Below are 13,636 nucleotides of genomic sequence, written 5' to 3'. Positions count from 1 at the left end.
TTTACACGCTTACTTGAGGACCGAGGGGTCGAGCGGAGTCATGTTGGCGATGACTTCGGCATTCTTGGCGCGCACGTCTTCCGGCGCGATAATCAGGCCCTTCGCCTTGAGGTCGCCATCGGGGCCCCAGTGCTTGGTCCACTCCTCGACGTAGCCCTTGAGGCCCTTGATCGGGGCGAGGTGCTGCTTCTTGACGTAGATGTAGAGCGGACGGGCGCCGGGGTAGGAGAAGTTCGAGATCGTCTCGTAGGTCGGCTCGACGTCGGACATCGGAATGCCCTTGATGGTGCCGGCGTTCTCTTCGAGGAACGAGTAGCCGAAGATGCCGATCGCCTTCGGGTTCTGCGAGATCTTCTGGACGATCAGGTTGTCGTTCTCGCCGGCATCGACATAGGGACCGTCTTCGCGGATGTCGTGGCAGGTTGCCTCGTACTTGTCCTTGTCGCTGTCCTTGAGCGCGGCCATTGCCGGATCGGTCTTGCAGCCGGCTTCAAGGATCAGCTCCTTGAGTGCGTCACGCGTGCCCGAGGTCGACGGCGGGCCGTAGACTAGAATCGGTTCGTCGGGGAGCGAAGGATTGACGTCCTTCCAGGTCTTGGCGGTGTTGGGCTTGCCGAACGGGTCGGCGGCCAGCGCCTTGTAGATGTCGGTCGGGGTGAGCTTCATGCCCGGGCCGTTCTTGGCTTCGGCGAAGGCAATGCCGTCGATGCCGACCTGGATTTCGACGATGTCGGTCACGCCGTTCTTCTGGCACATCTCGTACTCGGACTTCTTCATCCGGCGCGAGGCATCCTCGATGTCGGGGTGCTGGGCGCCGACGCCGGCGCAGAACAGCTTCATGCCGGCACCGGTGCCGGTCGATTCGATGACCGGCGACTTTTCGCCGGTCGCCTTGGCGTAGGCTTCGGCCACTGCGGTAGCGAAGGGATAGACGGTCGACGAGCCGACGGCCTTGATCTGGTCACGCGCGCCGGAGCCCGCTCCACCCGAACCGCCGCAAGCGGTGAGAGCCATCGCAGAGACGGCGGCAACGAAGAACGTCTTGGTAGAATGCATGGCAATACCCCTTGGGCTTCAATTCTGGGACGCCCCTATTGGGGTACAATGACACTTCTATGACGATGAAGTGACATTGTACGATTGCCCCTCAAATTACGGAAAGAACATCCGTTTTCAACCGCGGACGACTGGGCCCGAAAATGAGCCAGCCCCCGACCGGCGAAGCGCGCCGACCGGGGGCAGGTCTAGGGGTAGTTACAATGCCTTGCAAGGGAAGCGCGGCCAGCAAAATCCTGGCGGCGCTTCCCTTGCTGCAGGTCAGAAGTCGATCTGGGCGCGCATGCCCATGCTGTCGGCGGTGTAGCTGTCATCACCGTCAGCGGTAATCGCTGCGTCGCGCAACCACAGGTGGCCGTAATTGGCCGTGAAGCGCAGATTGCTCGTCGCGGCCCAGACCAATGACACGCCCGCGGTATCCTGGCGACCACCGACGATGTCTGAATCGTTGAGATCGAGATGATCGAATCGCAGATTGACCTGAATGGCGCCGATACCGCCCTCGTCGATTCCCTTGGCGGGCCTCAGCCGATCGAATATTCCGCCCTTGTAAGGCGCCTTCTCACCCGTGAGGACATATCCGACTTCCGCGTAGCCGCCCTTGAAGGTCGGATTGCTGAGACCGGGACGCACCGCCGTGATTGCGTTGCCTTCGACGACCGCATGGAAGGGCCCGGTCATGTAGGCAGCCTCAACGCCGTAACGACGCTCGCTGGTGGCCGTGATGGTGCCGGTATCGACCAGGCGCACATCCGCCGTGTGCAGGAACGGCCGCGTGCGATAGCGCGTACTGGTAACCGAACCGGCGAGATCGTGATACTGGGCCGAGGCCCCCAGATGCAGCGTGCCGTTGCCCAGCCTGGGCATGAAGACCACGCGCCCGTTGAGGCTCCAGCTCTTGTCCGTATCCGCGCTCATGCTCGACATGTCGTCGGCAAACAGGCCCGCTTCGACCAGCACGTCCTTGGTCTTGTAGTTCGCGGCGATACCAACGCGGCGCTCAAAGCCGAAGGCCTGGCTGAAGCTGCTGCGCTCCATGAAGGTGGTGTTGAGGACGGCGGTCATGTCCTCGAGCCCGGTGAAGGGACGCTGGTTGCCCAGAACGAGCGTCAGGTTCCGATTCGCCTTGTAGCTGATGTAGGCGTCCGCCAGTGCCAGGCTGGAATTGGTCAGGTCGGCATCGAAGCGATAGCCGATACCGCCCGGCATCGTCCCTTCGAAGCCCAACCAGGCGCGGCGCACTTCCGTCGCCGTGCCGAGCGAGGCATTGGCGCCTTTCGAGAGCCCGCTCGGCGCGTCGGTTCCGCCGATGTCCACCTGGATTCGGCCACGGGGCTTGAAGCTCCAGCCCTTGTCGTCGCTGAACTTGGGCGCGCCTTTCCAGGCGACCTTGACGGGCGAGGCCTCTTCGGCGGATTTCCTGGCGGTGCTGGCGTCGGCCCTTGCGACTTGTGCCGACTGGCTTGCGGCCTCGGCTTTGGCATTGGCCTGTTCAAGTTCAGATTCGAGATTGTCGATACGCTGCGCCATGACTTCCATTTTGGCGCGCATGGCCTGCAGTTCTTCCAGAACGGCTGCCGACTTGCTGACTTGCGCCGCAGCGGGAAGCGCCCACCCGGCAGACACGGCAACGGCCACGGCCGAAATTGCCTGTAGTTTTCTCACTGAACCTGTCCTTTTATTTCCACTATATTTCGTTCGGCGACCCGGAATAGATTTCCATGCAAAAACAACGCTAAGCTTTGCTTCAGGATTGGGACCAAACCACGAATTGAACCGATCGCTCCGACCGGCTGGTTCACGCATTTAATTACAAATTGTGTCTGCCCGTTTTGGAAGATCTACGGGATTGCGCGGATGCACGTCGTCAGGGGGGACAAACCCCCCGGCATCCGCCGTCAACATTTTGTTACATTGCAGTCATGTTTGTCACCAAAGTGTCATTGAATGGTCATAGAGGCCGGTCCCCACTGGCCGGGGATTGCCCGGGGGAACCATGCGGAGTTTGACAAGAATGAGCCGATTGCTGGCCACGACCGCCCTTGCAGCCTTTGTCGCTGCACTTCCTGCACCTGCGATGGCGCAGGATATCGGTGACGCCGAAGCGCAGTCCATGCGCGAAGAGATTCGCGCGCTGCGAGCCCGCCTGGAAGCGCTTGAGAGCCGTCTGGCCATTGGCGCGGACGGGACTGGCGCACAGGCATCGAACGATGCGAGCACTCCTGCGTCTACGTCACCGATTCAGGCAGCAACGCCGGTTGCGAGCGAGCAGCCTGTGGCCAAGCCCAGCACGAAGATTGCATGGAAGGGCAGCCCCCAGTTCACCGAGGGCGACAAGCAGTTCAAGGTCAAGGGCCGCATCCAGGCCGATGCCAACTACGTTTCCGCCCCCTCGAGCCTTGCCGACAAGGGGCTTGGCTTCTCGAACGAGGTGCGCCGCATCCGTCTGGGCGCGCAGGGCAAGCTGGGTGCAGGCTTCGGCTACAAGCTGGAGCTGGAACTCTCCGACAACTCAGTCGACCTGGTCGATACCTATCTCAGCTATTCCAAGGGACCCTGGCTGGTCACACTCGGCAACCAGAACAGCTTCCAGTCGCTCGACGAACTGACCGGCGACACCACGGGCAGCGTCATGGAGCGCGCGGCCTTCACCGATGCTTTCAACTTCGAACGCCGCCTGGGCCTGGCAGCGCAATATTCGCGCGGGCCGTGGCTGGCGCAGGCGGGCGTCTTCACCGACGACATCAAAGCGCTTTCCAACAGCAGCGACGGAACGAAGGGCGGCGATGAGAACAACTCCATCAGCTTCGATGGCCGCCTCGTCTTCGCGCCGAAGATCGGCGAGACGCAGCTGCACTTCGGCGGCTCGGCGCACTGGCGCAAGCTCAACCGCCTGGAAGACAGCACCACGATCTATGGCCAGCGCCCGCTCGTCCACTCCACCAATACCCGCCTGATCGGCACTCCGGCGATGAACCTGTCGGATGAAACCCACTATGGCCTCGAACTGGCGGCGATCTCGGGCCGCTGGCACGGCGTGGGCGAAGTCCACGTCCAGCGCGCCAACCGCATCGGCCAGCCCGACGTGACGTTCCGCGGCGCTTATGCCGAAGTCGGCTACTTCATCACTTCGGGCGACAGCCGGGGCTACAAGGACGGCGTATTCACGTCATCTGCACCGGCCCACCCGCTGGGTGAGGACGGCATCGGCTCGATCCAGGTCAACCTGCGCTACGACTGGCTCGACCTCAACAGCCGCGACATCCGGGGCGGAACGCAGAACGGCTACATCGTCGGCCTGATCTGGTCGCCGATCCAGAACCTGCGCTTCAACGTGAACTATGCGCTGCTCGACTACAGCGGTGCGACGGCCCTGCCCTCGGGCGACCGGGACTACAACGCGCAGGTCATCGGCACCCGCTTCGAACTGGACTTCTGATGATTACCGCGGCGGTGGGGCAAGCATCTCCATCGCCGCGGTGCCAGACTTACTCCGCCGGCTGTTCCTCTCGCAAGGGAAGCATCATCGAGGCAGTCGTCCCGGTTCCCGGGCGGCTGTCGATGTCGAAGCGGCCGCGGTGGCGCTCGACGATGTGCTTGACGATCGAGAGGCCCAGTCCGGTGCCGCCGACCGCGCGGCTGCGGCTGGTGTCCGCGCGATAGAAACGCTCGGTCACGCGCGGCAGATGCTCGGGCGCGATGCCCTCGCCCTCGTCGCGCACGGTAAGCAATACCCAGCCGGTGCTCGCCGCCTCGATCGAGACCTCGACCGGACCGCCGGCCTTGCCGTATTTCAGCGCGTTGTCGATGAGATTGCGCAAGACTTGCCCGATCTGCCCGCGATCGCCGGCAATGACCGCCTTTTCGCAGTTCGCCTTGACCGTGACCGTCGCGCTGGTGCGGAATTCGCCCCCGATCTCGTTCGAGAGCGCAACCATGTCGACACGGTCGGCGGGCACTTCGTGCTTCACCGCCTCGATCCGGGAAAGCGACATGAGATCGGAAATCAGCGACTGCATGCGCTGCGCCTCGTGCCGGATCGTGTCGAGGAAGCGCAGGCGCACGCCTTCGTTGCCGCCCGCCTTGGGATTCATCAGCGTCTCGACGTAGCCCAGCACATTGGCGAGCGGCGTGCGCAGTTCGTGGCTGGCATTCGCAACGAAATCGGCGTGGGACTTGGCGACGCTGACCCGCTCGGACAGGTCATAGAGGCTGACCAGCCGATCGTTCGAGGCAAGGACGCGGCAATCGACTTCCCAGACGCTTCCACCGGTCGAAAGCCCGGAAACCTGTGCGGTCCCGCCCTTGTCGCTGAGGATCGCCGCCACCGCCTTGGGATCGCGAATGGCGATCCGCACGTCCTGACCCACGATATGCGCACCCAGCAGCGCCTTGGCTGCGGAATTGGCAAAGCGCACCTGCCCTCGCGATACGACCATGGCGGGGGTCTGCAGATGTTCCAGAAGGCCGACACCCTCCACCGTCATAAAAGCTCTCTCCTCGTTCCATCCCCGATCTTCGGGCCAGCCAGGGTAGGAAACCCGCAAGACAATGATATGGCAGCGATCGCCGCTTGGAAACGGTATCGCGCCAAAGCATAGACAGCTTTTGTCGCGAACCGGCCAATTCGGAGACCTGTCCGCGAAGCGGAGTGGGAATTCGTATGCCGATAACCTAGCGTTCGCAGGGCACTATTGATATGCTGCAAATGCGAGGGGCAATTCGCCCGCCAGTTCCCATGCGCGTCTGACCCGGCGCACCTTGTCCATGATGGAATCGTACACGTGACGAAATTCACTTCCGATCGCCTGCTGCTATTCGGTGCCACCGGCGATCTATCGCGCAGGATGCTGCTGCCGTCATTGTGTGCGCTCGATGCCGAAGGGCTGCTCGATCCGAGTATCGAGATCGTCGCCACCGCGCGTTCCGACATGGACGACCAGTCGTTCCGCAACTTTGCGCGCCAGTCGCTGGAGCAGTTCCTGCCTGCCAACCGCCGCGGCGGCCTGGCGACGTTCCTCAACCGGTTGAGCTACCAGGCGCTCGACGCCAACGAGATGGAAGGCTTCAAGGCGCTGGCCGAGAAGGTGGGCAAGCCGGAGGAAGGCCTGTCGATCTTCCTGTCGACCGCCCCCAGCCTGTTCGAGCCGACGATCCACGGCCTGCAGAGCAGCGGCCTGGCCGGGCCCAATGTGCGCATCGGCCTGGAAAAGCCGCTCGGCGTCGACCTCGCATCGAGCCGCGTCATCAACGATGCCGTCGCCTCGGCCTTTCCCGAGGAGCGGATCTACCGGATCGACCATTACCTGGGCAAGGAAACGGTCCAGAACCTGCTGGCGCTGCGCTTTGCCAACCTGATGTTCGAGCCGCTGTGGAATGCGGCGCACATCGATCACGTGCAGATCACCGTCGCCGAAACGGTCGGCCTGGAATCGCGCGTCGGCTACTACGACGATTCCGGCGCGCTGCGCGACATGGTGCAGAACCATATCCTCCAGCTCCTCGCGCTCGTCGCGATGGAACCGCCGGTCTCCTACGATGCCACCAACGTGCGCGACGAGAAGGTCAAGGTCCTGCGCAGCCTGCGCAAGGTCAACGTCAGCGAAACGGTCACCGGCCAGTACCGCGCCGGCGCGATCTCGGGCGGGGCCGTGCCCGGCTACGACGAGGAACTGGGCAAGGATTCGAACACCGAAACTTTCGTCGCGATCAAGGCGCACATCGACAACTGGCGCTGGCAGGGCGTGCCCTTCTACTTGCGCACCGGCAAGCGGCTGCCGCGCCGCACGACCGAGATCGTCGTCCAGTTCCGCAACGTGCCGCACTCGATCTTCTCGGGCCGCGGCGCCAAGACGGTGCCCAACCGCCTCGTCATCGGCATCCAGCCCGAAGAGAACATCACCCTCTCGCTGATGGCGAAGATCCCCGGCCTCGACCGCGAAGGCATCGGCCTGCGCAGCGTGCCGCTGGCGATCACCATGCCCGACGCCTTTGCCGGCCCGCAGCGGCGCATCGCCTACGAACGCCTGCTGCTCGACCTGATCGAGGGCGACCAGACGCTGTTCGTGCGCCGCGACGAAGTCGAGGCGCAGTGGGACTGGATCGATGCGATCCGCGCCGGCTGGGACGAGCAGGCGCTTGAACCCAAGACCTACACGGCCGGCAGCTGGGGGCCCTCGGCCGCCATCGCCCTGGCCGAACGCGACGGCGTTACCTGGCACGAATAATTCTAGGCGGTCGCAGGGCCGTAAAAGGCCGAAGCTCTCAGGGGGAGAGGAGCGAGGCCGGAAAGCAGGAGTGACATAATGACTGATCTCGCCCCGGCAGTGGCTCGGGTTACCGACCGCATCATCGAGCGCTCGAAGGACAGCCGCGCCCGATATCTCGATCTCGTCGCGCGCGAGGCCGACCGGCACTCGGACCGCAGCTTCCTCTCGTGCTCTAACCTGGCCCACGGATTTGCCGCGGCCGGCGAGGACAAGTCCGCCATCGCCACCGGCAGCGCCAACAACCTGGCGATCGTCACCGCCTACAACGACATGCTTTCGGCCCACCAGCCCTATGGCCGCTATCCCGAGCAGATGAAGCTGTGGGCCCGCGAAGTGGGCGCGACGGCGCAAGTCGCCGGCGGCGTGCCCGCCATGTGCGACGGCGTCACCCAGGGCTTCGACGGCATGGAACTTTCGCTGTTCAGCCGCGATACCATTGCCATGTCCACCGGCATCGCCATGAGCCACGCCATGTTCGACGGCATGGCCCTGCTCGGCATTTGCGACAAGATCGTGCCCGGCCTGATGATCGGCGCGCTGCGCTTCGGCCACCTGCCCGCCGTCTTCGTGCCGTCGGGCCCCATGCCCAGCGGCATCTCCAACAAGGAGAAGCAGAAGACCCGCCAGCTCTACGCCGAAGGCAAGGCCACGCGTGAGGACCTGCTCGCCAGCGAGAGCGCCAGCTACCATTCGGCCGGCACCTGCACCTTCTATGGCACTGCCAACTCCAACCAGATGATGATGGAGATGATGGGCCTGCACATGCCGGGCGCCGCCTTCGTCCCGCCCAACACGCCGCTGCGCCAGGCGCTCACCCGCGCCGCCGTCCACCGCCTCGCCGGAATGGGCCGCAAGAGCGAAGACTACCGCCCGATGGCGCAGGTCGTGAACGAGAAGGCCATCGTCAACGCCTGTGTCGGCCTGCTGGCGACCGGCGGTTCCACCAACCACGCCATCCACCTGCCCGCGATGGCCCGCGCGGCGGGCGTCATCCTCGACTGGGACGACCTGTCGGAGCTGTCCGCTGCCGTGCCGCTGATCACCCGCGTCTATCCCAACGGCTCGGGCGACGTGAACCACTTCCACGCGGCCGGCGGCATGGCCTGGGTCGTGCGCGAACTGCTCGACGCGGGGCTTGCCCACGAGGACGTGCTGACCGTCTCGCCGGGCGGCATGCGCGACTATGCGCAGGAACCGGTGCTGATGGACGAGGCCCTTGCCTGGACTTCCGCTCCCGCGAAAAGCGGCGACGACACCATGCTGCGCCCGGTTTCCGAACCGTTCCAGCCGGACGGCGGCATGCGCCTCGTCTCCGGCAATCTCGGCCGCGCCACGTTCAAGACCTCGGCGGTCGACAAGGAGCGCTGGACGATCGAGGCCCCCTGCCGCGTGTTCGAAACGCAGGAAGCCGTGGCCCAGGCGTTCAAGAACGGCGAACTCGACAAGGACGTCGTCGTCGTCGTGCGCTTCCAGGGACCGCGCGCCAACGGCATGCCCGAACTGCACAAGCTGACCCCGCCGCTCGGCGTGCTGCAGGACCGCGGCCACAAGGTTGCACTGGTCACCGACGGGCGCATGTCCGGCGCATCGGGCAAGGTTCCCGCCGCGATCCACGTCACTCCCGAAGCGCTGGGCGGCGGACCGCTCTCGCTGCTGCGCGATGGCGACGTGGTGCGCCTTTCGGCCGAGGACGGCACTCTCGAGACGACCGCCGACCTCTCCGCACGCCAGCCCGCCCCGGCACCCGCCGCGGAAATGGGCATGGGCCGTGAACTCTTCGCCATGTTCCGCATGAGCGCGGGCGGCGCCGAACAGGGCGGATCGGCCATGCTCGAAGTGGCAGGTCTGTGACGGTGGCTGCCGGGATGGAACTCGTCACTGTCGATATCGGCGGCACCCACGCCCGCTTCGCCATTGCCAGCGTGGACGCAGGCGGCGCGATTACGCTGGGTGAACCGGCGACTCTGCACACCAAGGATCACGCCAGCTTCCAGCTTGCCTGGCAGGCCTTTCGCGAAATGAACGGCGGCACCCTGCCCGATGCCGTGGCGATGTCGGTGGCCGGTCCGGTTGGCGGCGAAGTGATCCACTTCACCAACAACCCATGGATCATCCGCCCTGCCCTCATCGAGGAGAAGCTGGGCGCGACGCGGCATACCATCGTCAATGACTTCGCTGCCGTGGCCCATGCGGTGGCCTGCGCCGCCGAGGACGATTTCCTCGACCTGGCAGGCCCCGAAAACACGCCGCTGCCCGCGTCGGGCACGGTGAGCGTACTCGGCCCGGGCACCGGCCTTGGCGTCGCCCATCTCTGGCGCGACGGAAAAGGCACCTATCACGTCCAGGCGACCGAAGGCGGCCACATCGACTTCGCCCCGCTCGACCAGATCGAGGACGCCGTCCTCGCCCGGTTGCGCAAGCGCCACAACCGCGTCTCGGTGGAACGTGTCGTCTCCGGCCCCGCCATCGTCGACATCTACCAGACGCTCGCCGCCCTTGAAGGGCGCGCCATCCATGAACTGAGCGATGTCGAGATCTGGACCGCCGGTACGTCCGGCGAGGACAGCCTCGCCGCCGCCGCCGTGGACCGTTTCTGCCTCTCGCTGGGCGCCGCGGCGGGCGACTATGCCCTTGCCCAGGGTGCCAGCGGCGTCGTGATCGCCGGCGGGCTGGGCTACCGGATCCGCGAAACCATTCTCAAGTCAGGCTTTTCCGACCGTTTCTGCGCCAAGGGCCGCTTCGCCGGCATGATGGCGAAACTGCCGGTCAAGCTGATCACCCATCCGCAGCCCGGCCTGTTCGGCGCGGCTGCCGCCTTCGTCAGGGAGCATACTGCATGAGCAACCTTTCCGCATCGGTCGAAAAGGTCATGCGCCTCGCACCGGTGATCCCGGTGCTGGTCATCGAAGATATCGAACACGCCCTGCCCGTGGCCGAGGCGCTTGTCGCCGGCGGGCTGCCCGCGCTGGAAGTGACGCTGCGCACCGATTGCGCGATCGAGGCGATCAAGGTCATGAAGCAGGTACCCGGCGCCGTCGTCGGTGCCGGCACCGTGCTCAATCCCGACGATCTCGACAGGGCGCTGGATGCCGGCGCCGAATTCATCGTCTCGCCCGGCCTCACCCCGCGCCTCGGCGAAGCTGCAATCAAGCGCGAGGTCCCGTTTCTGCCCGGTACGGCCAATGCCAGCGACGTCATGCTTGCGCTCGACATGGGCTTCGACCGGCTCAAGTTCTTTCCGGCCATGGCTGCCGGCGGACCGCCCGCACTCAAGGCGATCTCCGCCCCACTGGCGCAGGCGAAGTTCTGTCCCACCGGCGGCGTCACTCCGGCCAATGCGCCGGAATGGCTCGCTCTCGATGCCGTAATCTGTGTTGGAGGTAGCTGGATGGTACCCAAGGGCAAGCCCGATCCGAAGAAGATCGAAGCCGACGCAAGAACCGCAGCGGGGCTTGCACGATGAGCGGGGCGGCGTTGAACACGGTCGAGGACCTCAACGCCCGCCTGCGGGAGCTGCACCCCCTGACGGCGCAGACCCCGCTGTACAATCCGGTCTTCCAGCTCGGGCTTGAGCTTTCGCGCAAGCTCGAGAACGGCGAAATGTCGCTCGATGACATCGAGCGGCTGGTCGCCGAAATGGAATGCGAAGGCCTGCGGGCCCGGGCCGCCCGGCTCGACCGCCTGTTAAAACCGGTTCCCGTCACGCAGAACGATGTGCGAATCGACAGCATCGCGAACGAGGAAGACTTCAGCGAGTTCGCCGCCCGCTGGCAGCGTCCGGCCGCGCACGTCGTCTTCACCGCACACCCAACCTTCCTGCTGACCTCGGCGCAGACCGAATCGGTAGCGCAGTCGGCCTCCAACGGGGACTTCAGCGAAGCGGCGGTCTGCTCCGCCTCGCCCCAGCGCGATACGATCACGCTCGACTACGAACACGACAGGGCGATGGCCGCGCTCGCTCGTGGCCAGAAGGCCCGCGACCGGATCAGTGCCCGCCTGTTCGATATTGCCGCCACCCGCTGGCCCAAGCGCTGGAAGAGCCTGCAGCCGATGCCGGTGCGCTTCGCCACCTGGGTCGGCTATGACATGGACGGGCGCACCGACATCTCGTGGTCCACCTCGATCCGTTATCGCCTCGAGGAAAAGGCGATGCGGCTGGCCGCCTATGCGCAGGACCTCATGTCCACCGAGCCCGCGATTGCCGAGCGGCTCGAACGCGCGGGCAAGCTCGCCGCGGACATGGCCGCGCGCTTTGCCGAAGACCTGTCCCAGCCCGAAGCGCTCTCGGCTGCGGCCAATGCGCTGACCGCCGAACATCCCGACAAGCTGGTCAGCCTTGAAGGCGTGATCGCCGAGCTGGAAGAGGAAGCGCGCCACGCCGATCAGGACGTCGCGCGCCAGTTGCTCGTGGTGGCCGCAGCGATGCGCTCCGATGGCCTGGGCATGGGCTGGATCCACTTCCGGGTGAACTCATCGCAGCTTCAGAACGCGATCCGCCGCCGCATCGATCCGGACGGCAAACTCAGCCTCGCCAGCCAGGCGGCGCTGGTCCGCATGCGCGAATTGCTGGCCGAAGTTAAGCCGCTGCGTTCCAACTTCGCGGCACTGGCGATCGAGAACAGCACGGCGGTACGCCAGTTCCTGGCGATGGCGCAGATCCTGCAGCACATCGATTCCGATACTCCGATCCGCATGCTCGTGGCCGAGTGCGAACAGCCGACCACAGTGCTGGCCGCCCTGTACTTCGCGCGCATGTTCGGGATCGACGACAAGGTCGATGTCTCGCCCCTGTTCGAGACGGAGAGCGCGCTGGAACACGGCGGCCGCTTCCTCGACGCAGTGCTGTCCGAACCGGCCTACCGCGAATATGCCCGCAAGCGCGGGCGCGTCTCGATCCAGACCGGCTTCTCCGACGCAGGCCGCTTTGTCGGCCAGATCCCCGCCGCACTCGCCATCGAGCGCCTGCAGGGCCGCCTTGCCGAGGCCATGGCCGCGAACGCGATGACCGACGTTGCCGCGCTGATCTTCAACACCGGTGGCGAATCCATGGGCCGCGGCGCCCATCCTTCCAGCATCGAGGACCGCTTCGACTGGCAGATGTCGCCCTGGGCCCGCCGCCGCTTCCTGCGCGCCGGGATCAGGCTGGAACCCGAAGTATCGTTCCAGGGCGGCGACGGTTATCTCTGGTTCGGATCGGACGAACTGGCCCTGGCGACGCTGACCCGCATGGCCGAACGGCCGCTGTGGGGTGCGGATACCAATTCGCCTACCGACGTGTTCTATCGCCGTACCGACCTCAGCCTCGACTTCTACCGGGCGATCCGCGGTGTCCAGCACGAACACCTGGAAAGCCACACTTACTCGCGCGCGATCACCGCCTTCGGCCTGGGCCTGCTCAACGATACCGGCAGCCGCAAGTCGCGCCGACAGTCGGATCTTTCCGGCGACCGGACCATGAGCCTGCGCCAGATCCGCGCGATCCCGCACAATGCGATCCTCCAGCAGCTTGGCTATCCGGTGAACGTGATCGCCGGGATCGGCACGGCGGCCGATGGCAACATCGAGGAAATCGCCAGCCTGCTCATCGAAAGCGAGCGCGGGCGCCAGCTCATCCGGCTCGCCCGTGCGGCCAATGCGCTGGGTTCGATCAAGACGGTGGCCGCCTATGGCGAGCTGTTCAACTCGGCCTACTGGGCCAGCCGCCCTTATCGCGGCGACGAGCAGCACATCTCCGATGCCTGCCTCAAGATCGGCGAGTACCTGACCAAGGACGACCGGACCGGCGTGTTCCGCCGCCTCGCCTCGCGCCTGCGGGTCGATGCGATGAAGCTGCACCGCCTGCTCGACCAGATCCCGGACGAATCGCCGCTGCCCGACCGCGAGCATACCCGCCGCAGCCTCGGCGTTCTGCAATCGCTGCGCATCGCGCTGTTCAAGCACATGTTCCTGCGCGCGGTCATGGTTCCGGCCTTCAGCCGCGCCAATGACATCAGCCGCGAGGACGTGCTGGAGATGTTCTTCTCGCTGCGCGTCGACGACGGTCTGTCGCAGCTGCGCCGGGCGTTCCCGATCAGCTTCCCGTCGATCAACGACTTCAGCGTCGACCTGCCGAGCGATTATCCGGACTCGAGCGCGTCGGGCTATTCGCAGATCCACCGCGACTACATCGATCCCATCGCCAGGTCCTATGCCCTGAGCTTGCGGATCACCACCGCCATCGCCAACGAATTCGGCGCTCACGGCTGACATCCGGCACGGCGGCCCGGGCGGAACGGTCTTCCGCCCGGCGCTGCCGCACGGATCTTGCAAGA

9 protein-coding genes are annotated in these 13,636 nt (G+C 65.2%); 6 read left to right on the top strand and 3 right to left on the bottom strand.

The window, feature by feature from the left end; translation table 11 throughout:
- Positions 1 to 9: 9 nt before the first annotated feature.
- Positions 10 to 1,056 (bottom strand): substrate-binding domain-containing protein, encoded by a 1,047-nt coding sequence (locus tag JI59_RS13700; RefSeq protein ID WP_007012109.1) that lies wholly within the window; start codon positions 1,054 to 1,056, stop codon positions 10 to 12.
- Positions 1,057 to 1,317: 261 nt separating this feature from the next.
- Complete coding sequence (locus JI59_RS13695; RefSeq protein ID WP_007012110.1) at positions 1,318 to 2,721, bottom strand: porin; 1,404 nt, start codon at positions 2,719 to 2,721, stop codon at positions 1,318 to 1,320.
- Positions 2,722 to 3,070: 349 nt separating this feature from the next.
- Between JI59_RS13695 and JI59_RS13690 the strand changes: the two genes are divergently transcribed.
- Complete coding sequence (locus JI59_RS13690) at positions 3,071 to 4,495, top strand: OprO/OprP family phosphate-selective porin (protein ID WP_007012111.1); 1,425 nt, start codon at positions 3,071 to 3,073, stop codon at positions 4,493 to 4,495.
- A gap of 49 nt (positions 4,496 to 4,544) precedes the next feature.
- Here the strand turns inward: JI59_RS13690 and JI59_RS13685 are convergent, their stop codons facing one another.
- A complete protein-coding gene (locus tag JI59_RS13685; protein WP_038576191.1) occupies positions 4,545 to 5,543 on the bottom strand; it encodes a sensor histidine kinase in 999 nt (332 codons plus the stop codon).
- Positions 5,544 to 5,840: 297 nt separating this feature from the next.
- Here JI59_RS13685 and zwf point away from each other — a divergent pair, with 297 nt between their 5' ends.
- The 5 genes from zwf to JI59_RS13660 all read left to right on the top strand — a co-directional run bounded on the left by zwf (position 5,841) and on the right by JI59_RS13660 (position 13,571).
- Positions 5,841 to 7,283, top strand: coding sequence for a glucose-6-phosphate dehydrogenase (gene zwf / locus JI59_RS13680; protein WP_007012114.1), 1,443 nt, complete (start codon positions 5,841 to 5,843; stop codon positions 7,281 to 7,283).
- Positions 7,284 to 7,361: 78 nt separating this feature from the next.
- Positions 7,362 to 9,176, top strand: a complete 1,815-nt coding sequence (edd, locus tag JI59_RS13675) for a phosphogluconate dehydratase (RefSeq protein ID WP_007012115.1) — start codon at positions 7,362 to 7,364, stop codon at positions 9,174 to 9,176.
- 14 nt (positions 9,177 to 9,190) lie between these two features.
- Entirely contained in the window at positions 9,191 to 10,165 is a 975-nt protein-coding gene (locus JI59_RS13670; RefSeq protein ID WP_038576189.1) for a glucokinase, read from the top strand.
- The gene (eda, locus tag JI59_RS13665; protein ID WP_007012117.1) at positions 10,162 to 10,788 is read left to right on the top strand and encodes a bifunctional 4-hydroxy-2-oxoglutarate aldolase/2-dehydro-3-deoxy-phosphogluconate aldolase; all 627 of its coding nucleotides are present in this window, start codon (positions 10,162 to 10,164) and stop codon (positions 10,786 to 10,788) included. The genes JI59_RS13670 and eda overlap by 4 nt, the downstream gene beginning before the upstream one ends.
- Positions 10,785 to 13,571: a phosphoenolpyruvate carboxylase gene (locus JI59_RS13660; protein ID WP_007012118.1), complete on the top strand. Its 2,787-nt coding sequence runs from the start codon at positions 10,785 to 10,787 to the stop codon at positions 13,569 to 13,571. Before eda ends, JI59_RS13660 begins: the two co-directional genes overlap by 4 nt.
- Positions 13,572 to 13,636 lie beyond the last annotated feature (65 nt).

The organism is Novosphingobium pentaromativorans US6-1 (genome assembly GCF_000767465.1).
In the GTDB taxonomy this organism is placed as follows: domain Bacteria; phylum Pseudomonadota; class Alphaproteobacteria; order Sphingomonadales; family Sphingomonadaceae; genus Novosphingobium; species Novosphingobium pentaromativorans.
This window is presented reverse-complemented; position numbering and strand designations above follow the sequence as displayed.

Excerpts from the sequence above, each read along its gene's own strand:
- eda (WP_007012117.1), top strand. The coding sequence starts at position 10,162 with ATGAGCAACCTTTCCGCATCGGTCGAAAAGGTCATGCGCCTCGCACCG.
- JI59_RS13690 (WP_007012111.1), top strand. The coding sequence starts at position 3,071 with ATGAGCCGATTGCTGGCCACGACCGCCCTTGCAGCCTTTGTCGCTGCA.
- edd (WP_007012115.1), top strand. The coding sequence starts at position 7,362 with ATGACTGATCTCGCCCCGGCAGTGGCTCGGGTTACCGACCGCATCATC.
- JI59_RS13700 (WP_007012109.1), bottom strand. The coding sequence starts at position 1,056 with ATGCATTCTACCAAGACGTTCTTCGTTGCCGCCGTCTCTGCGATGGCT.
- JI59_RS13670 (WP_038576189.1), top strand. The coding sequence starts at position 9,191 with ATGGAACTCGTCACTGTCGATATCGGCGGCACCCACGCCCGCTTCGCC.
- JI59_RS13685 (WP_038576191.1), bottom strand. The coding sequence starts at position 5,543 with ATGACGGTGGAGGGTGTCGGCCTTCTGGAACATCTGCAGACCCCCGCC.
- JI59_RS13660 (WP_007012118.1), top strand. The coding sequence starts at position 10,785 with ATGAGCGGGGCGGCGTTGAACACGGTCGAGGACCTCAACGCCCGCCTG.